Source organism: Ruegeria sp. CDSA021 (assembly GCF_059612325.1).
Genome location: NZ_JBXWQJ010000022.1, coordinates 1 through 26,189 on the forward strand (window position 1 = coordinate 1; position 26,189 = coordinate 26,189).

Sequence of the window (26,189 nt, forward strand, 5' to 3'; positions counted from 1 at the left end):
GGCGTGTCGCAACCCGATATGACAGATGCACGAAGGTCTTCCTATCAGCAATCGCGCTGGCCGCTCTCGTCATTTACCGGCTATGAGTCCTGACCTTAGGCACTCGTTTATAGTAATGCCAAGTGCTGCCGACGAGCTTAGCGCCCTCTATTTTGAGCACATCATCCTGATTTTTCTCCATTGGCAAAACCCCGTTTGTGCAAAGTCTGTGCACAAAATCCAATATCGGACCCTGCCAGAAAGCCTTATTTTTCAGGAATTTCTTATATATCAGGGGGATACCTTGCACAAGGCTCTGGTGCGGTCGAGAAGACTCGAACTTCCACGGGTGTTACCCCACAGCGACCTCAACGCTGCGCGTCTACCAATTCCGCCACGACCGCACTGCCTGTGACTTGGTAGAGCGGCGTATAGACGGTGGCGCGCGCGATGTGAAGAGGCAAAAACGCTCTGGTTTAAATTACTCTGCAGCAGACCTATCTAGCTGAGTGATCACCACACATCCGATCTGACAGGAGCCGCAAATGACTTCAACCGAGAACCGCCCTATTGTTCAGATCGACATCGTCTCTGACGTGGTTTGCCCCTGGTGCATTGTTGGTTTCAAGCAACTGGACACGGCCTTGCAGCAAATGGGTGTTCTGGCCCGGTTACGCTGGCATCCGTTCGAATTGAACCCGAATATGCCGCCAGAAGGTCAAAACCTGCGCGAGCACATCATGGAAAAATATGGCTCAACGGCAGAGCAGAGCCAGCAGACGCGGGATCGGCTGACCTCGATGGGTGCTGAGTTGGGGTTTACCTTCAACTTCGACGATGACAGCAGGATGGTGAATACGTTTGCAGCACATCAGCTGCTGGATTGGGCGGAAGGACAAAGCCGTCAGCACCCGCTGAAACTGGCGCTGTTCGACGCCTATTTCACCCAGCATAAGGATGTATCTGACACTGAGGTCTTGCTGAACGCGGCTCGATCGGCTGGACTGGATGTGGAAGCCGCGCAACAAGCGCTTGAAAGCGGGGAACACAAAGCCGCAGTGCGCGAGAAGCAGCAATTCTGGACCAGCCAAGGCATTTCCGGTGTTCCGTCCATGGTGTTTGGCGGGAAATACCTGCTGACCGGAGCACAGGGGAGCGAAACCTATGCGCAGGTTTTGCAACGATGCCTGTCCGAGGCCGCCTGACCCCTTTCCCTGACGACTGTGGGCGGATATGAGGCCGACATGGAATGGAAAATCACTGATGGTCTGACCAGCTATGACGACGCCGTAGCCTTTATGGAGGCTCGTGTTGCCGATATCGCACGTGGCGACGCCGAGGAATGCGTCTGGCTGCTGGAACATCCGCCCCTGTATACCGCAGGCACGTCAGCCAAGATCGAGGGTCTGACCGACCCGGATCGGTTTCCGGTCTATGAAAGCAAACGCGGTGGCGAATACACCTATCACGGGCCGGGTCAGCGCGTGGCCTATGTGATGCTTGATCTCAACAAGCGCGGACGCGATGTGCGTCAGTTTGTAAAGCAGCTGGAAACCTGGGTGATCTCAGCCCTCGCGGAATTCAATGTACATGGCGAGATTCGCGACGGGCGCGTGGGTGTTTGGGTCCGGCGGGACGACAAGCCGCTAACGGTGACGGGCAAACCGGCCGAAGACAAGATTGCAGCCATCGGCCTGCGCCTGCGCAAATGGGTCAGCTTTCACGGCATCTCGATCAACGTTGAACCGGATCTGGACCACTTTTCTGGCATCGTGCCCTGTGGAATCAGCGAATTCGGCGTAACCTCTTTGGTCGATTTGGGACTTCCAGTTACCATGGCAGACCTTGATGCCGCGTTAGAGAAGACATTTGTGGATGTCTTCGGTTCGGCGGACGCCTGAAACACCCTGTATCGCCGCGAAACGAATCGGTGTTAGCGTGCAAGCCTTAAAACAATGCGCTCATGCGATTGGCTCTGTTTCCGAAGCCTGAAGCAATTAACCGTGCTTATACCGGGTTTATCGGTTTCTTTAGACATTTTTTAACCCAATTAGATACAAAGGTGTCGTTAACGAGTAGTATGAAACTGCCAATCAAGAGTGAGTGGTATGTTAACCGGTGATCCAGGGCTCGCCCTCGAAATCCGAGAAGTGTTTGGTTACGAGTCTGCCGTTCCGACCCCAAATCGGAACGGCAATTCATTTTCCTCTACCTGATACGTGCATGGACACTGCGCCCATTGATGGGGTGAAGGCCGAATACCCGTCGCAGGTGGGCAATTGAAACCCAGCTTCACAAAGCGGCTTTGATCTTTTCGGCATGCTGCGCGATCTGGTCGAAATCACCCATGTTTCCCGGCGGCCGCATAGACACGCCTTCGTGACGAGGCAGGACGTGAAAATGCAGGTGGAACACCTCCTGCCCGCCCGCGGCTTCGTTGAACTGTTGGATCGTCACACCGTCCGCATCAAATGCCGATTTCGCGGCCTGCGCCATTTTCTGGACCGTCTTCATCACGGTTGCCAGTTGTTCCGGCGTGGCATCCAGGACATTGCGGCATGGCGTTTTGGGAATCACAAGCAAATGACCGTCCGTTCGCGGCATGATATCCATGAAGGCCAACGTCTCATCATCCTCAAACACACGAGTCGAGGGGATCTCGTTGCGCAGGATCTTGGCAAAGATGTTTTCGGGATCGTAATTAGCCATATCAAGTCTCCGGATTGCGGGTGCTGGCGTAGTTCTGAGACGCCTGCACATGACGGTCAAGGCGGAACTCTGCCGAAGGCCGTTTCAGGTTGTCTCCTACGGCTTGAAAACAGAGCGGACATCCCCAGATAAACCCCGTTCGAGGCACAAAAATCGCGCGGCGGCCCCCTGCCCGCGACAATTAATCTTGATCCAGATCAAACTCGGCCATTGAAGGTCGCCCCCTCGCAATCTAAAACCAGCAGGAATCCCGCGCGTTGGAGAGGTCCGACAGCGCGGTGTAGTTGCAACAGGAGGCACCTAATGGCAGACGCAGCCATTCATGGTCACGATCATGAAGACGAGCGCAGCTTTTTCCAGCGCTGGTTCATGTCGACCAACCACAAGGACATCGGGATTCTGTACCTGATCGTCTCGGCCCTTGCCGGTCTGATCTCGGTTCTGATGACCGTCTATATGCGGCTCGAACTGATGCACCCCGGTGTCCAGTACATGTGCCTCGAAGGTTTCATGGCCGATCCATGTACCCCCAACGGACATCTGTGGAACGTTATGATCACCTATCACGGTGTTCTGATGATGTTCTTCGTGGTCATCCCGGCGCTTTTCGGCGGATTTGGCAACTATTTCATGCCGTTGCAGATTGGCGCGCCGGATATGGCGTTCCCGCGGATGAACAACCTGTCCTTCTGGCTGTACGTCGCCGGCACCTCGCTGGGCGTGGCCTCGCTGCTCAGCCCCGGTGGTAACGACCAGCTCGGTTCGGGCGTTGGCTGGGTTCTGTATCCACCGCTGTCGACGACCGAGGGCGGCATGTCCATGGACCTTGCGATCTTCGCCGTGCACGTATCGGGCGCCTCCTCAATCCTCGGCGCGATCAATATGATCACCACCTTCCTGAACATGCGTGCCCCGGGCATGACCCTGTTCAAGGTACCGCTGTTCAGCTGGTCGATCTTCGTCACTGCATGGCTGATTCTGCTGTCACTGCCGGTTCTGGCAGGCGCGATCACCATGTTGCTGATGGACCGGAACTTTGGCTTCACCTTCTTTGATCCGGCCGGTGGCGGCGATCCGATCCTGTATCAGCACATCCTGTGGTTCTTTGGCCACCCGGAAGTGTATATCGTGATCCTGCCCGGTTTCGGCATCATCAGCCACGTGATCGCCACTTTCTCGCGCAAGCCGATCTTCGGCTACCTGCCGATGGTCTGGGCGATCATCGCGATTGGTGTTCTGGGCTTTGTCGTGTGGGCGCACCACATGTACACCGTTGGCCTGTCGTTGCGTCAGCAGGCGTATTTCATGCTGGCCACAATGGTCATCGCGGTTCCGACAGGCGTTAAGGTCTTCTCATGGATCGCAACCATGTGGGGCGGCTCGATCGAGTTCAAAACTCCGATGCTGTTTGCCTTCGGCTTCCTGTTCCTGTTCACCGTTGGCGGTGTGACTGGTGTGGTTCTGTCGCAGGCTGGTGTCGACCGTGCCTATCACGACACCTATTACGTGGTTGCGCACTTCCACTATGTGATGTCGCTTGGTGCCGTCTTCGCGATCTTCGCAGGTGTCTACTTCTATTTCTCGAAGATGACAGGTCGTCAGTATTCAGAGTTCTGGGGCAAGGTTCACTTCTGGCTGTTCTTCATTGGCGCCAACCTGACCTTCTTCCCGCAGCACTTCCTGGGCCGTCAGGGCATGCCGCGCCGCTACATCGACTACCCCGAAGCTTTCGCGCAGTGGAACTTCGTATCGTCGATTGGTGCGTTCATCTCCTTCGCCTCGTTCCTGCTGTTCTTCGGCATCGTAATCTACGCTTTGCTGCGTGGCGCTAAAGAGACACGTCCAAACCCTTGGAACGAATACGCGGACACGCTGGAATGGACCCTGCCCTCGCCGCCGCCGGAACACACGTTCGAGCAGCTGCCCAAGCAGGAAGACTGGGACAAAGGCCACGCGCACTGATCGCGTCCTGATCCAAAGAAACCCCGCCCAAGTGGCGGGGTTTTTCTTTGCAGGGGCCTTACGTTCGCCAATCGCTACAATATCGGGTATCATATGCAAGCAAGGTAGCCGGAGGGTCGTCTATGCCTGAGATCGATTTTTGGTATTCTATCGGCAGCACCTACAGCTTCCTTACCGTGATGCGTCTGGACGAGTGGTGCGCCGAACACGACACGACTGTGAACTGGCGTCCTTTCAATGTGCGCACGGTCATGTCGTCGCAACAGAACTTTCCCTTCGCGGGAAAGCCGGTGAAAGCAGCTTATATGTGGCGCGATATCGAACGCCGCAGCGCCAAGTACCACATCCATGCCAACCTGCCCGCACCTTACCCGATTTCCGATCTGGCTCTGGCCAATCAGGTCGCTGTGCTGGGCATGGCAGATGGATGGGGTAAATCATTCACCCAAGCCCTGTACCGCATCTGGTTCGAGGAAGGTGTCGAAGCCGGAAGTGAAAGCGCCCTGTCCGAGGCTCTGCTTCGGTGCCAGCAAGACCCCCGGTTGGCGTTGGGACGGGCCCGCAGCGCTGAAGTCTCGGCAACGCTGGAATCGGAGACGGAAACAGCCATTAAACTGGGCGTATTCGGCGCACCGAGCTTTGTTGTCCGGCAAGAAGTGTTCTGGGGAGATGACCGATTGGACGACGCCCTATCCTGGGCTCGTGTCGGGCATGTCGTCTAAGCAAAACCCATCGACACAAGACGGTCCTGCGCTATTTTCGCGATATGCCATACACATGGAATCAGACATCCGAAACGGAACATGAACTGCGTCTTTGGCCGCATAACTCATTGCCACCGCGCGGAGCGATGATCACCATACTTTCGGTGTTCCTATTTGGCCTGATCCCGTTGCTGACCATGCTGGGGTCAGTTGTTCTGTGGGGGCTTTTGCCATTTCTCCTGATCACAGTGTTTGGCCTTTGGCTGGCCATCCAGACGAACTACCGCGCTCGAAGCGTTTTCGAGGTTTTGACACTGTCTGACACCCAGGCCCATCTGGTGCATCACACACCGGGCAAGGACCAACAGAAATGGTCCTGCAACAGATATTGGGCGCGACCTGAAATGCACGAGAAAGGCGGCCCTGTGCCTCACTACGTCACCCTCGTCGGTGATGGGCGTGAGGTAGAGATCGGATCGTTTTTATCGGAAGATGAGCGGATATCGCTCTATGACGAACTGGTCAAAAGACTGCGCCATCCGGCCGCGCAGTAGCCATTCGTTTCAGCGTATGCTTCAGCAGTCGCCGTTCGACGCGGCACAAAGATGATCCTTGACCATCGGCCCAACCTTGCCGAAATCCATCTGCCCGGTATAACGGGATTTCAACTCGCCCATGACTTTGCCCATGTCACGAATGGACCCGGCCCCGGTTGCGGTGATCGCAGTCTGAATCGCCTTCGAAACTTCATCTTCATCCAGCTGCTTGGGCAGAAACTCCTCGATAACGGCAACTTCCTGCATCTCGCGTTCGGCCAGATCCAAACGACCGCCTTCTTCATAGGCGCGGGCACTTTCTTTTCGTTGCTTGGTCATTTTACCAAGGATTTCAAGCACCTCAGCATCGCCGCAGCCTTTGGCCTCTTCATTGTCCGAGGCGCGCGCGGCGATATCACGGTCCTTGATGGCCGCGTTGATCAACCGCAACGTCGACAGACGCTCGGCTGCTTTGTCTTTCATTGCTTGCTTCAGGGCGGTGTTCACCCGTGATCGCATGTCCATTTGGTTTGTCCATCCCCATGACAACGGAACCCCGAACATATCTAAACAAAAAGCCTGATACAACAGGAAGCGAATACAGTTAAGTCTTTGAAAAACAACAATAGCCGAAAAATTGAACAGGCTTGACCCAAGCGCCTAACCCCCTTAGGTATGCGCCGGTTTACCTTGCAGGAGAGTCGCGCCATGGCCCAGAACGCCCCGTCCAAGCCCACCGCATGTCTGGCCTTGGCCGATGGTACACTGTTTTACGGCATAGGCTTTGGAGCCACTGGACAGACAGTGGCCGAGCTGTGCTTTAACACCGCCATGACCGGCTACCAAGAGATCATGACAGATCCGTCCTACGCAGGTCAGATCGTGACGTTCACCTTTCCTCATATCGGCAATGTCGGCGTGAACCCCGAAGATGATGAAACCAACGATCCGGTTGCTGCGGGTATGGTTGTCAAATGGGACCCAACCGAGCCTTCGAACTGGCGTTCGGCCGAAGAGCTCAAAGGCTGGCTGGCCCGACGCGGACGTATCGCGATCGGCGGCGTCGACACCCGTCGCCTGACACGTGCCATCCGCCAGCAAGGCGCACCGCATGTCGCGCTGGCCCATGACCCCGAAGGCAATTTCGACATCGAAGCACTGGTTGCAGCAGCCCGTGGATTTGCCGGGCTGGAAGGCATGGATCTGGCCAAGGGTGTGACCTGTGCTCAAAGCTATCGCTGGGACGAAATGCGTTGGGCCTGGCCCGAGGGGTATAAGCGACAGGAAGCCCCGGCGCACAAGGTCGTTGCCGTCGATTACGGTGCGAAACGCAATATCCTGCGCTGCCTTGCGTCAGCTGGATGTGATGTAACTGTTCTGCCCGCAACAGCCACCGCCGCCGAAGTTCTGGCCCACCAGCCCGACGGTGTGTTCCTGTCGAACGGCCCTGGCGATCCGGCAGCAACCGGAGAATACGCCGTACCGATGATCAAAGAGATTCTGGACACCACCGATCTGCCTGTTTTCGGCATCTGCCTTGGCCACCAAATGCTGGCGTTGGCACTGGGCGGTCAGACAGTCAAGATGAACCACGGTCACCACGGTGCAAACCACCCGGTCAAGGATCTGGACACCGGCAAGGTCGAGATCACATCGATGAACCATGGTTTTGCGGTTGATGGTCAGTCTCTGCCAGAAGGCGTTGTGGAAACCCATCTGTCTTTGTTTGACGGTTCGAACTGCGGAATCCGCATGACCGATCGGCCTGTCTATTCGGTGCAATACCACCCGGAAGCATCCCCCGGACCTCAGGACAGTTTCTATCTGTTCGAGCGTTTCACCGATGCCATGGAAAAGAAAAAACAGAGCGCATAACGCTCAAACTGCGCAGTGTTAACGGCGCGTTAACCTTGATCAAACAACCCTGAGCGCAGGTAACTGTGCCAGGGTTCTTTTTATGGTTGAGCTTAACCTTCAAGATTTTACCACCGCTTCTCCTATCCCTGCCCCAGGAGTAAGAAAACCGCTGGGCAACTGTCTGGTAGAAGCCGGAACTCTGACACAGTCGCAACTGGACCACGCCTTGCGACTGCAATCCCGACAGAACGCGCCTTTGGGCGAAATTCTGGTGGGGGAAGGATTTGCCACTCGGCGCGATGTCCTAAACGCCCTGTCCACCCAATCCGGTTGGCAGATTGCGGACCTGGAACAAATCCCGCCCATGCCGGGGGTATGCGATCTCAAACCAGTTGACTTCTGGCTGGAACACAACGTCATTCCGTGGATGCGAATTGGTCCACTTCTGTTGGTTGCCACAGCGCGGCCGGATCGGTTTTCAGTTGTCACGACCGAAATGCAGGACTGCGACTATACGATCATTCCAGTGCTGGCCGCCTCTGATCAGATCGATCGCACCATTGCCCGGCAGTTTTCGCGCCCTTTGGCCGAGGCTGCTGAAACACGGGTCGATGGTGAACAGAGTTGCCGAAACTGGACGATCGGGTCGCGCATCGTACCCTGTGTATCAGCGTTTGGAATTATTGCCTTGTTCGCCACTTTCCCGTGGTTTGGGTTGGCGACTCTGCTCACCGCGGCCGTGGGAACCTTGATTCTGTTCACCGTTCTGCGCGTCGCCGGGACTTTGGCCTATCTGCGCCATAGGTTCCAAAAGAAGCGTGAAGTTTCTGACGCGGCAATCCCTTTGCGGCAGCCCTGCGTCTCTATCATGGTTCCCCTATACAAAGAGCGCGAGATTGCGGATGCGCTTGTTCGACGGCTGAAACGCCTGACCTACCCCAAAGCACTGTTGGACGTCATCTTGGTGCTGGAAGAAAAAGACGAGGTTACGCGTACAACTCTGGCGCAAGTTGATCTGCCCGGTTGGATGCGGATTGTAGAGGTGCCCGAATTGCACGGGCTGACCACCAAGCCGCGCGCCATGAATTATGCGTTGGATTTTTGCCGCGGCGACTATGTTGGCGTCTGGGACGCCGAAGACGCACCGCAGCCAGATCAGATCGAACGGGTGGTCGCACATTTCACCCAGGCTCCGCCCGAAGTGGTGTGTCTTCAAGGCCGCCTGGATTATTATAATCCGCGCACAAACTGGCGCTCATGCTGCTTCACCATCGAATATAACAGCTGGTTTCGCATCATCCTTCCAGGCATTGCACGCTTGGGGCTTGTCGTCCCGCTGGGTGGGACAACGTTTTTCTTCCGTCGAGACAAGCTGTTGGAGTTGGGTGGCTGGGATGCCCATAATGTGACCGAAGATGCTGATCTTGGCGTGCGGCTGTGCCGGGCCGGATACCGGACAGAACTGGTGGACACCACGACTTATGAAGAGGCGAACTTTCGCGCCTGGCCCTGGGTGAAACAGCGCTCGCGCTGGCTCAAGGGTTTCATGGTGACGTATCTTGTGCACATGCGGTCTCCGCAAAAACTGCTGCGCGATCTGGGTGTTGCGCAGTTTTTAGGGTTTCAGGCATTCTTTCTGGGCACGCTTGGGCAGTTCCTGCTGGCCCCTGTTCTTTGGATATTCTGGCTATCAACATTGGGGCTGGCAAATCCGCTGGCGCCCCTATTGCCGCAGCAACTCACCACGGCGCTGGTGCTTTTGTTTTTGACGACCGAGGCGCTAAATTTCTGCGTTGGATGTTTTGCAGTCTCTGGTCGCGAGCGGCGTTTTTTGTTGCCCTGGGTTCCAACAATGGCCCTGTACTACCCGCTTGGCGTGGTTGCGGCCTATAAAGCCCTGTGGGAGCTGGCTGCGAATCCATTCTTCTGGGACAAAACCCAACATGGGCAGGCCAGCGAAGATCAGCCGCTGACCTGACACTTATTTGTCACGCAGGCTTGCATCCTGTTTCAGGCGGGTCATGAACGCGATCGAGATATGGTCCTTCAACGCTCGTGCCGCGGCTTCTTCGTCCTTTGCGGCAATGGCTTCGACAATGCCCTTATGCTCACTTTGGGCAATTTCACTACGCCCATGCACGGCCAGCGAGGTGGTCGCCATCAGGGCCATTGTCCGGTGCACAAGACCAAGTTGCTGCACCAGGTAACGATTATGAGACGCCAGATGGATCTGCTCGTGAAAGCGCCGGTTTGCGCGCGACAGGGCCGACGGATCATCAATCAGCTTGTCATCTTCGACGACCATTTCTTGCAGAACCTTGACCTCTTCTTCAGTCGCATGTTTGGCCGCAAGGCTCGCGGCCAACCCCTCCAGTTCCCGACGCACGATATATAGCTCGGCCATCTGATTGTGATCCAAAGACGCCACGATCAGCGACCGCCCGTCCCGTTCCAGCAGTGACTGTGTCTCAAGCCGCTGCAACGCTTCGCGGATTGGCGTGCGCGACACCCCGAAGCGTTCAGCCAGTTCGCTTTCCACCAGGCGATCACCGGGCTTGTAGATACCCACGTCGATGGCTTCGAGTATCAGGTTATAAGCATCCTTGGTTGGGGATCGGGTCTGGCTCATGGGGTTCATTGTCTCCTCGTTCTGACCTGTCTATCCGTCCGAAGGGGTCACGATCAAGTAGAGCATTGAAAACACCGCGCCCGCACCCTACACCCTGCTTATGGTCAAACCGGCTTTTTCTCATGTCACCCAATGGGTGTTCGATCTGGACAACACCCTGTACCCGCCGCACATGCGTCTGTTCGATCAGATCGAGGTGCTCATGACCGATTATGTCATGCGGGCCATTGGTGTGGATCAGGCAGAAGCGGACCGTTTGCGGACGCATTACTGGTGCGAATACGGCACCACGCTTGCCGGTTTGATGGCCGAACATGATCTGGACCCGGACCCGTATCTGTACGCAGTCCATCAGGTGGACATGAGCCATATGGACCCGGATGCAGATCTGGCTGATCACATACGCGCCCTGCCGGGGCGGCGTATTGTCTACACCAACGGCAGCGCCCCTTACGCCGAACGGGTACTGGAAGCGCGCGGCCTTTCGGGATTGTTCGATGCAATCTATGGCGTGGAACATGCAGGCTATCGGCCAAAACCCGAAAAAGCAGCCTTTGAGGCCATTTTTGAACAGGATGGGATTCAGGCTGAAAAAGCCGCCATGTTCGAGGATGACCCGCGCAATCTGGAGGCTCCGCACGAGATGGGAATGCGCACCGTGCACGTAGCACCTGACCCTCATGATGCGGATCACATCCATCATCACACGGACGATCTGACGGCGTTTCTGGCCCGCCTGCGATAGCCTGTCACACTGCGACGATCGCGCTCATTCTGCACCTGCATCCGCATCCCTATATGCGCTGCAGCGACGAACAGATGGAGACCCCAATGAGCGCGATCGAAATGCCGATGCGCCTGCCGATATGGCACCGCCTTTTCTTTGCAATTCCGGTTTTCGGCTGGCTGGCCCGAGACGCGGCCAACGCCAAGGCAGAAGACCTGTTTTATACCATCGGTGCGGTTTTCAGCATGTGGGGCTGTTCCATCATGTTGTTTGGTCTTCCGGGACTCTACATCCCTGCCCTGATGATGGTGCCGGTGATGTTTCTGATCCTCATCCTGATTTCAAGGGGCTGAGAAACGGGACAGGATGTCACTTGGCGCTTGGGGTGGAACCGAACTAGGTTCTGCCCAAATCGATGAGAGGCGCCATGACTGACAGCTGTGACATCCTGATTTCCGGCGGCGGAATTGCCGGTCTGACCGCAGCAGCGGTGTTCGGAACAGCCGGGTTTGACGTGATCTGCGTCGATCCGACCCCTCCGATTACCGAGCGGGATGTGGATGGATCAGACCTGCGCACCACCGCTTTTCTACAGCCCGCCCGTGGTCTGTTGGAGCAATGCGGGCTTTGGACGCGTCTGGGCGCCCACGCTGCACCATTGCAAATCATGCGCATCGTTGACGCCGGTGGCGACGTGCCCGAACCGCGCGTTGTGCGCGATTTCAATGCCGCCGACATTTCCGATCAACCATTTGGCTGGAACCTGCCCAACTGGCTGTTGCGCCGGGAAATGGTGGCGCGATTGGCCGAGCTACCCAATGTCGATTTCCGCCCCGGCACCGGGACGACCAGCCTGTTCACCCGAACCGCCGAAGCGCGTGTGGGGCTAAGTGACGGCAACCGCGTCCGGTGTAAACTGGTGCTGGCCGCCGATGGCCGCTCGTCCCCCATGCGCGAGGCCGCCGGCATATCGGTTCACACAACGCGGTATGGTCAGAAAGCGCTGGCATTTGCGGTCACCCACCCCATTCCGCATGAAAACGTCTCGACCGAGATTCACAGATCGGGCGGGCCCTTTACGCTGGTCCCGTTGCCGGATTGGCAAGGGCAGCCTTCGTCAGCCATTGTCTGGATGGAGCGTGGCCCGAAGGCCATCGACCTTCTGAACCTCGAGCCTGAAGCCTTTGAAGCCGCAATGACCGAGCGGTCCTGCGGATTGTTCGGCCCCTTGAAACTGGCGTCGCGCCGGACGATCTGGCCTATCATCAGCCAGTCTGCCGAGCGGCTGGCCGGTGAACGAATTGCTTTGATGGCTGAAGCCGCACATGTCGTGCCGCCGATTGGCGCTCAGGGGCTGAACATGTCTTTGGGCGATTTGCGCTGTCTGCTGGATTTGGCGCAGACCCGCCCCAATGGTCTGGGTGACGCCCAGATGCTGGACGCCTATCACAAAGCCCGCCACACCGAGGTTGAGATGCGGGTCAAGGGCATCGACCTGTTGAACCGCGCCTCGATGATCGAGGCGCGTCCGTTGCGCGACGTGCGGGCCATGGGGTTGAGCGCGCTTTATTCCCTTCCGCCTGTTCGTAAAACGCTGATGCAGATGGGCCTCGGCGTCCGCTAAGGCCCGGTCAGTTTACAGAACCTGGTCCAATACACGTTTCAGGCGCGCAATAGTGCCATCCACATTATAAAGCTTGTCGAGCCCGAACAGACCCAAACGGAAGGTGCAGAACCCGTCGGGCTCATCACATTGAAGGGGCACACCGGCAGCAATCTGCATCCCCAGCGCCGCAAATTTCTTGCCGTTCTGGATTTCGGGATCCGAGGTATAGCTGACGACAACGCCAGGTGCTCCGAAACCATCCGCTGCGACTGAAACGATACCTTTGTCCTTCAGCATTGCCCGCACACCGTCACCCAACGCCCATTGCGCTGTACGCAGTTTTTCAAACCCGTAGTCCCGCGTCTCTGTCATGGTATCGCGGAAGGCCAGCAACGCGTCGGTCGGCATGGTTGCGTGATAGGCATGACCGCCATTTTCATAAGCCTGCATGATCTGACGCCACTTTTTCAGATCAACCGCAAAGCTGTCTGACTCAGTCTCTTGTAACCGGGCCTCGCCCCGTTCGGACAGCATCACCAGACCAGCACATGGTGACGCGCTCCACCCCTTCTGCGGGGCAGAAATCAAGACATCGACGCCCGTTGCCTTCATATCCACCCAAGCGCAGCCGGATGCGATGCAATCAAGCACCATCAGCGCACCGACCTCATGCGCGGCTTCTGCCAGTGCAGTAACATAATCATCCGGCAGAATAACACCCGCCGCGGTTTCGACATGAGGCGCAAAAACGACTCCCGGTTTCTGCTCACGAATCGCGGCGACAACCTCTTCAATCGGAGCAGGCACAAAAGGTGATGGGCTGGCATTGCCTGTCTCCCGCGCCTTCATGACGGTCACCGAATTTGTCAGAGCACCGCTTTCGACAATCTGGCTCCAGCGATACGAGAACCACCCGTTTCGAACCACTAGCACATCTGCTCCACGCGCAAACTGCCGGGCCACCGCTTCCATGGCATAGGTTCCGCCCCCGGGAATGACCGCGACGCCGTCAGCCTTGTACACGTTCTTTAACATGTCCGAGATGTCGCGCATCACTTGCTGAAACTTCTGCGACATGTGATTCAGCGAACGATCGGTGAAGACGACCGAAAATTCTTCAAGCCCGTTCGGGTCCACGGCTTCCAACAAGGCTGGCATTACATTTCCTCTCAATAACATCCTCAGAAGTTTGGTCTCATTAGCTTTGCGCGTAAAGTGCTAACGTCGCAAAAACTGACGTGAGGGAAATTAGGCTATCTCTGTGAAAAATATGCCATATTACGTAAAATGACGCCAACCAGTGTCACCTTCCCCTTTACACTTCTGCTTGCTTCTGAACAGATGCATACACTTTATACTTGAAGGGATAATTCTACCCGTGACTATACAAAAGCGGATCAGCTTCCAGTCCGTTCGAGACGAAGTTAAACGACGTATTGAAAGTCGTGTCTGGCCACAAGGATCGCTTTTGCCAACCGAAACGCAGCTGGCAGAAGAATTCGATTGCGCACGTGCCACGGTCAACCGGGCCCTGAGGGAGTTGGCGGAACAAGGCTTTGTCGAACGCAAACGCAAGAGCGGCACACGTGTCAAGAAAGAGCCGAGCAAACATGCCAAGCTAGAATTTTCGCTGGCCCGGCAAGTGGTCGAAAGCCAGAACGCAAACTATCGCTACGCGCTGGTCGAACGGAACGTGGCGGAAAGCCCCGGCTGGTTGTCGTCACAGCTGGATTTGCCCCCTGATGGGCGCGTATTGCATGTCACTTGTATGCACTACGCAGACAACAGACCATTTCAGCTGGAAGAACGCTGGATCAATATCGACGCGGTTCCGGATGTGGAAAACGCGGACCTCAGCCAACATGGGCCACATGAATGGCTACTAAACGCAGCCCCTTTCACCAAGGCCGAGATCGCGTTTTGCGCCATTTCCGCGGACGGTAAACTGGCTGAATACATGGGCACCACGACGGGCACATCGATGATTCAGATGGAACGTACCACGTGGAAAGAAGACAAACCGCTGACATTCGCCCGCATGACGCACCATCCCGGGTTCTGTATCCGCACCAAATACTGAGTTTTCTTCAACCCAAAGGTCCAGGCAAACGTTCTTCGCTCAGCAAAACGTTTGCCTCGACATCGCCTGCACCGGGCAAAGTCATGATCCGTCGTCGCAACACGCGTTCGAAATCGGACAAGTCCCGCGCCACGACACGCAGGCGATAGTCATACAATCCCAGAACATGCTCCACAGTCTGCACCTCGGGAATGGCGCTTACGGCGCGCTCAAAATCCTCTAGACTGATCTGACCCTTGCGTCCGAGTTTTACCCCCAAAAAAACCGTCACGCCAAACCCAAGCGCCTCTGCGTTCAAACGCAGCCGCCGTCCCGTGATGATCCCTGCCCCTTCCAGCCGCCGAATCCGCCGCCAAGTGGCAGGTTGGGACAATCCAAACCTGCGTCCCAGGGCACCTGCACTTTGGGTTGCGTCCTGCTGAAGGGCACGTAGCAGACGGCGGTCAATTTCGTCCAACTCAATCATACCGGCAACACCTCATCCCGTTTGACCCGCGCGATGTGCATCAGCGCTTCGATATCGGCGATATGGGGCAAGGTCAGAATACGGTCGCGATACAGCTGCTGGTAATGGTTCATATCCTTAGCAATGACCGACAGCCGCACGTCCACCCGACCCAGAAAGGTCTGGATCTCGACCACCTCAGCCACGCCTCGTGCGGCCTCGGTAAACTCGTCAAAGGCGCGCGCCTGTGTCTTGTCCAGCGTGATCCGAAGCGAGACTTCGACCGCATAACCCATGGCGGTCCAGTCAATCACGGCCTCTTGTCCTTCGATGATCCCGGCCGCCTGCATCTTTTCGATCCGCCGCCAACAGACCCCAGCGCTGATCCGGCACAGATCGGCCAGTTCCGCAGTGGTCAGGCTTGGGGCAGCCTGGAAATGGCGCAGGATGCGGCGGTCAATGTCATCAAGCATTAATTTTTCACATTTGTTGGCCTTGGCGAATTATTCTTCATCTTTTTGACGAATACTCAAGCCCAACCCTATCGCCATTACGCAATTGAGCGGGTAAAACCACCGCAATCTAACCAGAAAGGACCGGCGAAATGCGCGTCTATTACGATCGCGATTGCGACATCAACCTGATCAAAGACAAAAAAGTGGCTATCCTGGGCTATGGCTCGCAAGGTCACGCTCATGCGCTGAACCTGCGCGACTCGGGCGCCAAAAACCTGGTCGTCGCGCTGCGCGAAGGGTCCGCATCGGCCAAGAAAGCCGAAGCCGAGGGCCTGGAAGTCATGGGCATCGCGGAAGCCGCCGCATGGTGTGACCTGATCATGTTCACCATGCCCGACGAATTGCAGGCCGAGACCTACAAAAAATACGTCCATGACAACATCAAGCCGGGCTCAGCAATTGCGTTTGCCCACGGCCTGAACGTCCATTTCGGCCTGATTGAGCCGAAAGAAGGCGTCGACGTTATCATGATGGCCCCCAAAGGCCCCGGCCACACCGTGCGCGGCGAATACACTAAAGGCGGCGGCGTACCCTGCCTCGTGGCCGTGGACAGCGACGCAACCGGCAAAGCGCTGGAAATTGGCTTGTCCTACTGCTCGGCCATCGGTGGCGGCCGCTCGGGTATCATCGAAACCAACTTCCGTGAAGAGTGCGAAACCGACCTGTTCGGCGAACAGGCTGTCCTGTGTGGCGGTCTGGTCGAACTGATCCGCTGTGGTTTTGAGACACTGGTCGAGGCCGGCTACGCGCCGGAAATGGCCTATTTCGAGTGTCTTCACGAAGTGAAGCTGATCGTTGACCTGATCTACGAAGGCGGCATCGCCAACATGGATTACTCGATCTCGAACACCGCAGAATACGGCCAGTACGTCACCGGCCCGCGTATCCTGAAATACGACGAAACCAAAGCACGCATGAAAGCGGTACTGGACGATATCCAGCAGGGTAAGTTCGTTCGCGACTTCATGCTGGAAAACGCCGTAGGCCAGCCGACCATCAAAGCGTCGCGCCGTGCCAATGACGAGCACATGATCGAAGAAACCGGCGCCAAACTGCGAGGCATGATGCCGTGGATTTCGGCAGGCAAAATGGTCGACAAAGAAAAGAACTAAGTCTGACCTCTGTCAGCATAAGGGCGGCCTCAGTGGCCGCCCTTTTTCGTTTGCACAATAAAGCAGTGCGGAACATAAACACTCGGTCAGATTTATCTTTTTCGCGCATTCCCGTGGCCCCGACAGGAAAACCAATGGTGCATCAGCCAACGAAACAGGATTGGAGCGGCGTCTTCACGCTGGGCTTGATCTGGGGCGCGACCTTCATGGTCGTCGCCATGGCACTTGAAGGCTACGGCCCGATTACGGTTGCGACCTCACGGACGACGCTGGGCGCTGTGACCTTGCTTCTGATGATGTGGGCAACCGGTCGCAAGCTGCCGGTTCTGGCGCCTGCGCTCAGTATTTCGATTGTCCTCATCGGCGTGTTGTCTACCGCCGTGCCTTTCATGCTGCTGAGTTGGGGTCAGCAATTTGTGCCCTCGGCCTTCGCGGGGCTGTCTATGGCGGCGATCCCGCTGATGGTTTTGCCGCTTGCCCATTTCTTCTCGGACGAGCCCCTGAACCTGCGCCGTTTTCTAGGAGTTTGCCTGGGGTTTTCGGGCGCTCTGGTATTGATCGGCCCGGGCCTTGCACAATTGGGCCAAGGGACAGAACCCATCGCGCAACTGGCCTGCATCACAGCAGCCCTATGTTACGCAAGCTCATCTGTGCTGACGCGACGCTGCCCACCGGTTGACCCATTGGTGTTGGCCGCCCTGACACTGGTTGTGGGGGCCGTTCTTTTGCTGCCCATAATGCTGGTCACCGAAGGTCTGCCAACATGGCAAGGGCCACGCCCGACGATCGCTCTGATTGTGTTGGGATTGCTTCCAACCGCTTTCGCCACCCTCTTGCGTGTTTCGATCACCCGCAGCGCCGGTTCGGTTTTCTTGACACTGGTGAACTACCAAGTGCCGATCTGGTCGATGGTGTTTGGCGCTTGGATCCTGTCCGAGGCCCTGCCCCTACGCTTTTACATCGCACTGACCCTGATCCTGACCGGCATGGCCATCAGCCAGTGGTTCAGCCTGCGCAAGGTTCTGTTCGGGCACTAGCCCGCTGCAGCTTCGACCTCGGCCACGATACTGTCGACAACCTGGGTCAGCAGCCCATCGTCTTCACATTCAGCCATCACCCGGATCAACGGCTCGGTCCCGGATTTGCGGATCAGCAACCGGCCCTGCCCGTTCAGCCGCGCTTCGGCATCCGCGATGGCAGCCTGAACGCTCTGAACCTCCAACGGGGTTTGCCCACTGGTATAACGCACGTTCTTGAGAAGCTGAGGCACCGTTTCGAACTGTTTCGACAGATCCGACGCCTTGCGCCCCGAAAGAACCATTTCCGCCAGAAAGTGCAGGCCCGCCATCAATCCGTCACCGGTGGTGGCATAATCGCTCATCACGATATGGCCGGATTGTTCGCCGCCAAGGTTGAACCCGCCTTCGCGCATCCGTTCGACCACATAGCGGTCCCCGACCGAGGTGCGCTCCAGACGCAATCCCTGCCGTGTCAGGTGACGTTCGAGGCCCAGATTGGACATCACCGTCGCCACCAGAGCGTCGCCTTTCAGCTGATCCGATTTTTTCCATGCCGTCGCCAGCAGAGCCATAAGCTGATCGCCATCGGCCACCTGACCGGTTTCGTCGACCACAACAACCCGGTCTGCATCACCATCCAGACAAATGCCGACATCTGCCCCATGGGCCACAACCGTTTCTGCGGCCAGTTGCGGATTTGTCGATCCGCAATTGAGGTTGATGTTCTTGCCGTTGGGCGCAACGCCAACCGGAATGACATCAGCGCCCAGTTCCCACAAAACCTCGGGTGCAGTGCGGTGGGCCGCGCCGTTTGCGCAATCGATGACCACTTTCAGACCATCCAAACTCACGTCACGGGGCAACGATGATTTCACACGTTCACCATAGCGAAACCGTGCATCATCGACACGACGCGCCCGACCGATATTTTGGGCTTGAGCGGGCCGGACGCCTTCGTCGATCAGTTTTTCGATCTCGATCTCGGCCTGATCAGACAGTTTGTAGCCATCCGGCCCGAAAAATTTGATCCCGTTGTCTTCCGCCGGGTTGTGGCTGGCCGAGATCATGACCCCAAGATCAGCGCGCATAGACCGCGTCATAAGACCAACCGCCGGTGTCGGCACGGGGCCTAGCAGCAATACGTTCATACCCGTCGAGGTCAGACCGGCCGTCAGCGCATTTTCGAGCATGTAACCGGACAGACGTGTATCCTTGCCAATGACAACCCGGTGTACACCTGTCGTGTCACGGCGAAAGTAACGCCCGACCGCAGCGCCGATGCGCAAGGCCATTTCTGCCGTCATCGGATGCGTGTTGGCGGTGCCCCGCACCCCGTCGGTTCCGAACAGCTTGCGCATACGTGTCACTCCGTGATTTGTCGTGAGACCGGATTACCGGACAGCAGCCCATAGGCGCAAGGCCTGAGAGGTCTCGGCCACGTCATGAACACGGATGATTTGCACGCCCTGAGACAATCCTGCCAGAGCAACAGCAATTGATCCCGGCGCACGCGCTGTCTTGCGAGGCTCTTGCCCGATGGAACCGATGAATCCTTTGCGCGACGCGCCCAGCAGGATCGGGCAGCCCAAACCGTGGAACAGGCTGAGATTGCGCAGCAAGGTCAGATTGTGATCCTCGGTCTTGCCGAACCCGATTCCCGGATCAACGATGATCAGATCCCGACTGAGGCCCGACCTCTCTAGCAGTGCAATCTGGTTGTCCAGAAAGTCATACACATCCAGCAAGACATTGTCGTAATGCGGATTGTCCTGCATCGTGGCGGGATCGCCCTGCATGTGCATGACACAAACAGGTGCGCCCAGCGCCGCGCAGAACGGTGCCAGATCAGGGTCATAGGTAAAACCCGAGACATCGTTCACAAGCCCCGCTCCGGCCTCATACGCGGCGCGGGCGACGCTGGCCTTGCGCGTGTCGATCGAGATCAGAGCGTCCGTTTCCGCCCGGATCGCCTCGATCACCGGTCGCGTGCGGGCGATTTCTTTGTCTGCAGGTACAAAATCCGCACCCGGACGGGTCGATTCGCCACCGATATCCAGAATGTCGGCCCCCTGCACCACCATATCAACTGCCGCCGCGCGGGCAGTCTCAGCCGAGCTATGGACGCCGCCATCCGAGAAACTGTCCGGCGTGGCATTCAGAATACCCATGATATGCGGTACCTGCATATCCAGACCTGCGATGTCAGCCCGCGCTTGGGTCAAACGGCTCAGATGGTCTGACGGAACGTCCGAAGCCGCTACGATCACGGGTTCAGCCCCACGCCGCAGAGCTTCAACATGGGTGAACCAAAGCGGTTGACCCGCCAGCGGCTGGGCACCGGAAGGCCGGGTCGAGCCATGTTGAACCAGTGGCTTGAAATAAACGCTCACAGCTGGGCTTGATCCACGGCCACTGCGCGCAGCGGCGTTTTGGGCTCTTTCGGCAATGCGCCGCCGATCACCATCATTTCGCTGGCTTCAAAGGTCGCCGCGAACCAAGCAGCGAGGGCCACAGCATTCGATGGTGCGGCAGACGGACCGTCCACCGCATCCAACACGATCTTGGACGGGGCCCAGACGCAGATTTGGCCGTTCTTCATGGCCCAATCCAGTTCCGTCCGGGTCGAGACCACGACACAACGGTGATCCCGTGCCGCCAGAACCCAAGCGTTCTGTTCAATGGTCAGTAGATCAATCCGTCTCTGCGTCATCGCGTGGCCGGTCTGCGGGGCGGCGAGGTCCGCCGCCCCAACACACAGGATCAACGGGCGTTGACGGTTTTCCAACTGGTCGATCCACCCCGTCAGATTGTCCGAGGCAATCGCTTCGTTCGACAGGTAAACCAGGCGCGGATGTGGACGTTCTTCCTCGACCATTTCATGATGAATCGAGTCCTTTCCACGTACAATTTCAACACCTAACGCACCAGGGCCACGGTCCAGTTTTTCGATGCGAACAAAGACCCTTACGGCTTGGTGCTCAAGTAAGATACGCTCGGCGACACGGTCGGCCAGCGTCTCAAGCAGATTCAGACGTTCCGCCGCCAGCTCAAAGGCAATCGCTTCGGTGACGCGATCATAGGACAAGATACGGTCCACGTCGTCGTCAATATCAGCGGTCAGAGGACGCACTTCGACCACGATGTTAAAGCAAATACGTTGGGTCGTTCCCCGCTCGGCCTGGAAGGCACCGATCTCGACTTCGACAATGTGATCGCGCAGCGAAATGCGATCCAGCGGACCTCGGGGTGAGGTTGCCTCGGATCTTTCGGACGGGTGTGCGAATGCCAGGCGGATTTCAGAACTCATGGGACAGGCCTTTTTGGGCTCGTTGCGTAGATTGCCTACTATAGGCTTTGCCGGGGCCTATAACACTCATACAAGCGCCATTCCAACCGCCGATTGCGGCGTTAGGCGACCCGAAACCAGCTCATCATCCCAGATGCGGCGTGTCCCAGCATATGGCAATGCAACAGCCAGTCGCCCGGATTGTCCGCGATCAACGCAATCTGGCGGGTCTGGCCCCGCCCTACCAGAACAGTGTCGCGCCAGGGGCCTAGGGACCCATCGTCCAAAATCAGTCGGAAATGATGGCCATGCAAATGCATTGCATGTGGAAAGGCTGTTTCATTCACGAACTCTACCCTGTGCAGACTGCCGATTTCAGCTTTAAGGAACGGATCATCGGGGCGTTCGGCATAACCGTTCAGCGCCCAGAACCGACCCAACTGTGCCAACTCGCGGCCCGACAATTCGGTTTCTCCTATCCGAGCGCTTTCCAGCCAACGCATCGCGCCGCCCTGCAGAACCATCTTATGCAAAGGCGTGCTTTCAAGATTCTTGATTTCTGGCAGAGGATTAGGTGGCAATGCAGACACACCCTTCCTTTGCACCTTGGCGGCATTGCCTGCGACGTCGAAACGCGTCAGACCAAATGCGCCGTCTCTTTCGATACTAACCAGGCTTGCCGTGTCGCCTTCGGTGATGACGTCGACAATCAGGTCCGCGCGCTGCGCAGGTGCCAGTGGAAACGACCCAGACAACTCCAACGGAGTTTCCAGCGGCATCCCATCCAAGGCAACGATCCATCCCGACAGGCCGTCGAGTTTCAGATCATAAATCCGCGCGTTGGAGGCATTGATCAATCGCAGTCGAAGGCGATCATGTCTTTGCACAGAAAACGCAGGATCAAACGATCCGTTAACAGTGACGAGGTTTCCAAGCCGGCCAGCGTGGCTCAGGTCATGGCCATTGTCGAAATCGTCTGTAATCTCTGCGGTTTCTGGATCGAGCCGCCAATCATCCAACATCAAAATCAGGTCCTGATCGATATCTGGCGCTCGGGCCTCTTCGACGATCAGCGGCCCGTAAAGGCCGCGCGCAACCTGCTCCATTGACCTGTTATGCGCATGATACCAATACGTGCCTGCATCACGAGCAACGAAGTCGTAATCAAACGAACTCCCCGTTTTGACTGCGTCTTGTGTGAGTCCGGGCACGCCATCCATGGCATTGTCTATTCGGATTCCGTGCCAATGGACCGAGGTCGGCTGAGGAACTTGATTCACAAGCCTGCGCTGAACACGCGCACCTTGCCCGACCCTTATGGTCGCTCCAGGGACAGAGCCATTGAAACTCCAAACCGTCGTTTCAGGAAACCCATCGGGCGCAACAAGTTGCTTGGTCTCGCGCGCTTCGAGCAACGGATACGCGGCCCGGGCCGCAAGCGGCAGTAACGAAGCTGCGGCAGCAGTTTTCAGAACGTGTCTTCGGGTGAAAAGCATTACGGGCCTCCTGGCCCGTAATATAGACTGCAACTTGTTTCGCGCCATCAAGCTTCCAGCGCGGGTGCGTCAATCAGTTGCTCGCTGTCCGATAGTTGTGGCGATAGAAGATGTGCACACCAATCCGCGCAGTCTGCTTGTAAACTCGCGACCAGGATGGGCGCACTGCGGTGGTGTGATAATGGGTCGCCCCTTCGGTCAGCTCTTTCGCCGCACCGTCCATAGCAGCACGGGCCACTTTCGACACGCGCTCATAGGCTTTCTTCTCATGGATGACTTCCTTGCGGCCATCGCATGTGTATGTGAACTGGCACTGGTATTTTTTGCCGGTGCCTTGACGGATTACACCGCACAGTGAGTCTGGGAAACGACCGCTTTTGACCCGGTTCAAGATGACTTCGGCCACAGCGAACTGTCCACGCACGCTTTCACCACGCGCCTCAAAATACAGCGCCTCGGAAAGGCACTTCCAGTTTTCGTCACCGGTTGCTTTTGGCTGTTGGTCAAGCCAGTCTTTGGAATAGGTGACTACGACCGGCTCCGCGGATTTGCGTGGCTGGAACAGCTTAAAGTAGTCACGGAAGCTCTGCCCCGGCAATTCATTCCGGGCCACAAGCTCATTCTTGGCAGTTTCGGTTGCTTCCCTCTCGGCCAAGGACGCACTTGGCAGCATGGTTGCCGCCAATGTGGCAGCAGCCAAAATATAACGTAGCATCAGATAACCTCGCACAGGCACTTCACGCGCCATACCCTCCCCCGGCGGGCGCGACGAGGCATCTAACGCAACCAGACGCAAAGGTCCAGCCTTTTGAAAAAAGCAAGTGGAAAATCGCCCGTCGCGAAGAATTACTTCGCCTACGAGTGGCCAGATACCCCACTAATCCTTGGGATACAGGCCCCTGTCAACCCCCAAGTCTGGACGAAATCGCCAGTTGAGCGGCAGCCAGCCGAGCGACCGGAACCCGGAACGGAGAGCAGGATACATAGTCAAACCCCAAATCCCGGCAAATCGCGATTGATTCGGGGTTACCGCCATGTTCGCCGCATACCGACAGGGTCACGTCAGGTTTTGCGGAACGTCCACGTTCGGCACCCAGTTTCAGCAATTCGCCCACTCCGTCCGGATCAAGGACGTGAAATGGATCTTCGCTAAAGACACCCTGCCGAACATAGTCTGACATGAAACGACCCGCATCATCGCGCGACAAGCCATAGGTCATCTGGGTCAGGTCGTTTGTTCCGAAACTCATAAACGCCGTCTGTGGGGCAATCTCTTCGGCGCGCAAACAAGCACGCGGGGTCTCAACCATAACACCCAGTCGGTAGTCGAATTCCTGCCCCTGCTCGGACGCAACCGCAGCCGCCACCGTGTCGATGCGGGATTTGACCAGCTCGACTTCGCGCTTTGCCGAAACCAGAGGGATCATCACCTCGGGCACGACCGCAGCACCGTTTTGCCGGGCCTCCAGCGTGGCTTCGAAAATCGCGCGCGCCTGCATGTCGTAGATTTCCGGAACGGTCACTCCCAGACGCACCCCGCGCAGACCCAGCATCGGGTTGTATTCGCTCATGGCAGCGACACGGCGTTCAACATCTGAAACAGGCAGGTCAAGCGCTTCGGCCAGTTCGCGTTGGCCAGTTCTGGTGGTGGGCAGAAACTCGTGCAGTGGCGGATCGAAGAGGCGAATGCAGACCGGCTTGCCCTCCATGATCCGGAAAAGTTGCACAAAGTCTTCTCGTTGCATCGGCAGCAGACGTTCCAGCACCGCCGCCCTACCAGATGACGTTTGCGCAAAGATCATTTCGCGCATCACGATCAAACGACCGGGATCAAAGAACATATGTTCGGTCCGGCACAGACCGATCCCCTGTGCCTCGAAATTCCGGGCTGTCTGCGCATCGGCAGGCGTATCGGCATTGGCCCGGATATCAATGTCGCGCTCGGAATCCGCCCAGGCCATCAGCGTCTGAAAACAATCGTCCAGCGCAGCCTCGAGCATTGCAGGTTGCCCCGCCAGCACCTGTCCCGAGCTGCCATCGATGGTCAGAACATCGCCAGTTTTAAAGACACGCCCATCCGGAGCCGTCAGCATCTTTTTCTTTGTTTGAAACCGAATGCCGGACGCGCCAACGATACAGGGCAACCCGAGCCCGCGCCCGATAACTGCCGCATGGCTGGTCATCCCGCCTTTTTCGGTCAAAACCGCAACAGCCGCGTGCATCCCACGTACATCTTCGGGCGAAGTTTCGCGGCGTACAAGAACACAGGCTTCCCCCCGCGCAGCGCTCGCCTGAGCCTCAGCCGAAGTGAATACGATCTTACCGGTCGAGGCACCCGGGCTGGCCCCGATAGCCGTAGTTAAAACGTCACGCCGCGCATCTGGATGCACCTGACGGTGCAAAAGCTCGTTCAGCGCATGCGGGTCCACGCGCATGACCGCCTCTTGCTGGGGTATGGTCCCGTCTTCGGCCAAACGAACCGCGATCCGCATGGCCGCACGAGCGCTGCGCTGCACCCGCACGCCGTCCAGGATATGCACATTTCCGTTTTGAATGACGAATTCGACCTGCATCTCTTCACGCAGTTTTTCACGCATCAAGGCGGCTTGTTCCTTGAGTTCGGCAAAGGCTTTGGGCGCCACTTCCTCAAGCGATGGACCGCGCGGGTCCTTTTCAAGAAACAGCGCGGCAACATCTTCGCCCAGCGCATCCCGGCCCTGGCTCTGGCTCAGGTAACGACCGGTGATCTGCTGCATTCCGGTTGTGGAATCGACCAGTTGCAGGACACCAGAACCACATTCCCCCTGCCCGACACCGGGGATCATTTCTTGAATGACCAACCCAAGTCCGGCATCCGCCGGAGCACCCTTGGCCTGTCGCAACAGGCGTGCGGATGTTCCATCCCAGGCACGGGCCATCGAACGTAGAACGCCGATCAACTGCTCGCCCCTGTCTTGGGGAAAGGCCTCGTCCGTTTCATCTTCATAGGCGCGCAGCGAATGGCCCAGCCCCTCGCTGCCATCCATATCGATATCATCGAAGACATCCGCGTCCAGCCGCGCAACGTGGATGGCATAGCTTTGAACGAATCTCAGGTACAACGCCGCGGCAGCCTCTGCGCCCATCGTATCGGACAGGTCCACGTAACGCGCATCATTCATCCCGATATTCAGAACTGCGCCAGGCCCACCCCAGTCAGGGTCCTCAGAGCTTGGTCGGACGCAAAGCAATGAGGCGGGATCAAATTGTTCAAGGATCGCCGCCAGGTTCGGAACTTCGCCTTCCGCAATTTGATGGACGGCATCAAACGACAGCGCCACTGTCCGGGGTACCGGCAGGTCCAGACGAACAAGCCGTTGCAGGCACTTGGCCCGCCCACCATGGGTATTGGCCGTAACCGGCGCGTCGGTCGTTATGAGCGTGGTATGCGGATTATTCTGCACTGCAGCACCTTTTGGTTTGCGTGCAGCATAAGCGCTTGCGCCCTTCGCGCAAGGGCGTTCTGGGCGCGCAATGGCCGCGCGCCC

General features: G+C 57.3%; 25 protein-coding genes, 1 tRNA gene and 1 pseudogene. 14 read left to right on the top strand and 13 right to left on the bottom strand.

What is annotated here, in order from left to right:
* Positions 1-86, top strand: a pseudogene (locus tag AC2FLD_RS20340) (IS5/IS1182 family transposase); the annotation flags it as partial.
* A 210-nt stretch (positions 87-296) separates the two neighbouring features.
* Here the strand turns inward: AC2FLD_RS20340 and AC2FLD_RS20345 are convergent.
* Positions 297-383: transfer RNA gene (locus AC2FLD_RS20345), tRNA-Leu, on the bottom strand.
* Positions 384-524: 141 nt separating this feature from the next.
* Here AC2FLD_RS20345 and AC2FLD_RS20350 point away from each other — a divergent pair.
* Complete coding sequence (locus tag AC2FLD_RS20350) at positions 525-1,184, top strand: DsbA family oxidoreductase (RefSeq protein ID WP_496673390.1); 660 nt, start codon at positions 525-527, stop codon at positions 1,182-1,184.
* A gap of 39 nt (positions 1,185-1,223) precedes the next feature.
* Entirely contained in the window at positions 1,224-1,880 is a 657-nt protein-coding gene (lipB, locus tag AC2FLD_RS20355) for a lipoyl(octanoyl) transferase LipB (protein ID WP_496673393.1), read from the top strand.
* 391 nt (positions 1,881-2,271) lie between these two features.
* Here the strand turns inward: lipB and AC2FLD_RS20360 are convergent, their stop codons facing one another.
* Positions 2,272-2,688 (bottom strand): HIT family protein, encoded by a 417-nt coding sequence (locus tag AC2FLD_RS20360; RefSeq protein WP_496673396.1) that lies wholly within the window; start codon positions 2,686-2,688, stop codon positions 2,272-2,274.
* Between the two features lie 303 nt (positions 2,689-2,991).
* Between AC2FLD_RS20360 and ctaD the strand changes: the two genes are divergently transcribed.
* The 3 genes from ctaD (at position 2,992) to AC2FLD_RS20375 (ending at position 5,908) form a co-directional block, all read left to right on the top strand.
* On the top strand, positions 2,992-4,650 hold the full coding sequence (ctaD, locus tag AC2FLD_RS20365) for a cytochrome c oxidase subunit I (protein ID WP_050602595.1): 1,659 nt from the start codon (positions 2,992-2,994) through the stop codon (positions 4,648-4,650).
* A 122-nt stretch (positions 4,651-4,772) separates the two neighbouring features.
* Positions 4,773-5,372: a 2-hydroxychromene-2-carboxylate isomerase gene (locus AC2FLD_RS20370; RefSeq protein WP_496673398.1), complete on the top strand. Its 600-nt coding sequence runs from the start codon at positions 4,773-4,775 to the stop codon at positions 5,370-5,372.
* A 44-nt stretch (positions 5,373-5,416) separates the two neighbouring features.
* Positions 5,417-5,908, top strand: coding sequence for a DUF2244 domain-containing protein (locus AC2FLD_RS20375; RefSeq protein ID WP_496673401.1), 492 nt, complete (start codon positions 5,417-5,419; stop codon positions 5,906-5,908).
* Between the two features lie 21 nt (positions 5,909-5,929).
* Here AC2FLD_RS20375 and AC2FLD_RS20380 read toward each other — a convergent pair whose 3' ends face one another.
* Entirely contained in the window at positions 5,930-6,415 is a 486-nt protein-coding gene (locus AC2FLD_RS20380; RefSeq protein WP_496673404.1) for a GatB/YqeY domain-containing protein, read from the bottom strand.
* 183 nt (positions 6,416-6,598) lie between these two features.
* Between AC2FLD_RS20380 and carA the strand changes: the two genes are divergently transcribed.
* Together carA and AC2FLD_RS20390 are read left to right on the top strand one after the other, a co-directional pair.
* A complete protein-coding gene (gene carA / locus AC2FLD_RS20385) occupies positions 6,599-7,765 on the top strand; it encodes a glutamine-hydrolyzing carbamoyl-phosphate synthase small subunit (RefSeq protein ID WP_496673407.1) in 1,167 nt (388 codons plus the stop codon).
* 82 nt (positions 7,766-7,847) lie between these two features.
* A complete protein-coding gene (locus AC2FLD_RS20390; protein ID WP_496673410.1) occupies positions 7,848-9,725 on the top strand; it encodes a glycosyltransferase in 1,878 nt (625 codons plus the stop codon).
* Positions 9,726-9,728: 3 nt separating this feature from the next.
* Here AC2FLD_RS20390 and AC2FLD_RS20395 read toward each other — a convergent pair whose 3' ends face one another.
* Positions 9,729-10,376: a GntR family transcriptional regulator gene (locus AC2FLD_RS20395; RefSeq protein WP_050602600.1), complete on the bottom strand. Its 648-nt coding sequence runs from the start codon at positions 10,374-10,376 to the stop codon at positions 9,729-9,731.
* 100 nt (positions 10,377-10,476) lie between these two features.
* Here AC2FLD_RS20395 and AC2FLD_RS20400 point away from each other — a divergent pair, with 100 nt between their 5' ends.
* The 3 genes from AC2FLD_RS20400 (at position 10,477) to AC2FLD_RS20410 (ending at position 12,727) form a co-directional block, all read left to right on the top strand.
* Positions 10,477-11,121, top strand: coding sequence for a pyrimidine 5'-nucleotidase (locus tag AC2FLD_RS20400; protein WP_496673413.1), 645 nt, complete (start codon positions 10,477-10,479; stop codon positions 11,119-11,121).
* A gap of 86 nt (positions 11,122-11,207) precedes the next feature.
* Positions 11,208-11,456 (top strand): hypothetical protein, encoded by a 249-nt coding sequence (locus AC2FLD_RS20405; protein WP_496673416.1) that lies wholly within the window; start codon positions 11,208-11,210, stop codon positions 11,454-11,456.
* A gap of 74 nt (positions 11,457-11,530) precedes the next feature.
* A complete protein-coding gene (locus AC2FLD_RS20410; RefSeq protein ID WP_496673418.1) occupies positions 11,531-12,727 on the top strand; it encodes a UbiH/UbiF family hydroxylase in 1,197 nt (398 codons plus the stop codon).
* Between the two features lie 12 nt (positions 12,728-12,739).
* Here AC2FLD_RS20410 and AC2FLD_RS20415 read toward each other — a convergent pair whose 3' ends face one another.
* The gene (locus AC2FLD_RS20415) at positions 12,740-13,867 is read right to left on the bottom strand and encodes an aminotransferase class V-fold PLP-dependent enzyme (RefSeq protein WP_496673421.1); all 1,128 of its coding nucleotides are present in this window, start codon (positions 13,865-13,867) and stop codon (positions 12,740-12,742) included.
* A 220-nt stretch (positions 13,868-14,087) separates the two neighbouring features.
* Here AC2FLD_RS20415 and hutC point away from each other — a divergent pair, with 220 nt between their 5' ends.
* Positions 14,088-14,789 carry a histidine utilization transcriptional repressor HutC gene (hutC, locus tag AC2FLD_RS20420; RefSeq protein WP_496673424.1) on the top strand — a complete coding sequence of 234 codons (702 nt, stop codon included), beginning with the start codon at positions 14,088-14,090 and terminating at the stop codon, positions 14,787-14,789.
* Between the two features lie 7 nt (positions 14,790-14,796).
* Here the strand turns inward: hutC and AC2FLD_RS20425 are convergent, their stop codons facing one another.
* A complete protein-coding gene (locus AC2FLD_RS20425) occupies positions 14,797-15,255 on the bottom strand; it encodes an Lrp/AsnC family transcriptional regulator (RefSeq protein WP_496673427.1) in 459 nt (152 codons plus the stop codon).
* A complete protein-coding gene (locus AC2FLD_RS20430; RefSeq protein ID WP_050602606.1) occupies positions 15,252-15,707 on the bottom strand; it encodes an Lrp/AsnC family transcriptional regulator in 456 nt (151 codons plus the stop codon). The genes AC2FLD_RS20425 and AC2FLD_RS20430 overlap by 4 nt, the downstream gene beginning before the upstream one ends.
* Before the next feature lie 131 nt (positions 15,708-15,838).
* Here AC2FLD_RS20430 and ilvC point away from each other — a divergent pair, with 131 nt between their 5' ends.
* Positions 15,839-16,861, top strand: a complete 1,023-nt coding sequence (gene ilvC, locus AC2FLD_RS20435; RefSeq protein WP_050602607.1) for a ketol-acid reductoisomerase — start codon at positions 15,839-15,841, stop codon at positions 16,859-16,861.
* Between the two features lie 134 nt (positions 16,862-16,995).
* Positions 16,996-17,898, top strand: a complete 903-nt coding sequence (locus AC2FLD_RS20440; protein ID WP_496673430.1) for a DMT family transporter — start codon at positions 16,996-16,998, stop codon at positions 17,896-17,898.
* Here AC2FLD_RS20440 and glmM read toward each other — a convergent pair.
* The 6 genes from glmM to AC2FLD_RS20470 all read right to left on the bottom strand — a co-directional run bounded on the left by glmM (position 17,895) and on the right by AC2FLD_RS20470 (position 26,105).
* Complete coding sequence (gene glmM, locus AC2FLD_RS20445; RefSeq protein WP_496673433.1) at positions 17,895-19,238, bottom strand: phosphoglucosamine mutase; 1,344 nt, start codon at positions 19,236-19,238, stop codon at positions 17,895-17,897. The two genes, AC2FLD_RS20440 and glmM, sit on opposite strands and share 4 nt — an antisense overlap.
* A gap of 33 nt (positions 19,239-19,271) precedes the next feature.
* The gene (folP, locus tag AC2FLD_RS20450; protein ID WP_496673436.1) at positions 19,272-20,270 is read right to left on the bottom strand and encodes a dihydropteroate synthase; all 999 of its coding nucleotides are present in this window, start codon (positions 20,268-20,270) and stop codon (positions 19,272-19,274) included.
* The gene (locus AC2FLD_RS20455) at positions 20,267-21,187 is read right to left on the bottom strand and encodes a dihydroneopterin aldolase (RefSeq protein WP_050602611.1); all 921 of its coding nucleotides are present in this window, start codon (positions 21,185-21,187) and stop codon (positions 20,267-20,269) included. Before AC2FLD_RS20455 ends, folP begins: the two co-directional genes overlap by 4 nt.
* Positions 21,188-21,288: 101 nt before the next feature.
* Positions 21,289-22,662 (bottom strand): multicopper oxidase family protein, encoded by a 1,374-nt coding sequence (locus AC2FLD_RS20460; protein ID WP_496673439.1) that lies wholly within the window; start codon positions 22,660-22,662, stop codon positions 21,289-21,291.
* 73 nt (positions 22,663-22,735) lie between these two features.
* The gene (locus AC2FLD_RS20465; RefSeq protein WP_496673442.1) at positions 22,736-23,410 is read right to left on the bottom strand and encodes a cell wall hydrolase; all 675 of its coding nucleotides are present in this window, start codon (positions 23,408-23,410) and stop codon (positions 22,736-22,738) included.
* Positions 23,411-23,564: 154 nt separating this feature from the next.
* Complete coding sequence (locus tag AC2FLD_RS20470) at positions 23,565-26,105, bottom strand: putative PEP-binding protein (RefSeq protein WP_050602613.1); 2,541 nt, start codon at positions 26,103-26,105, stop codon at positions 23,565-23,567.
* Positions 26,106-26,189 lie beyond the last annotated feature (84 nt).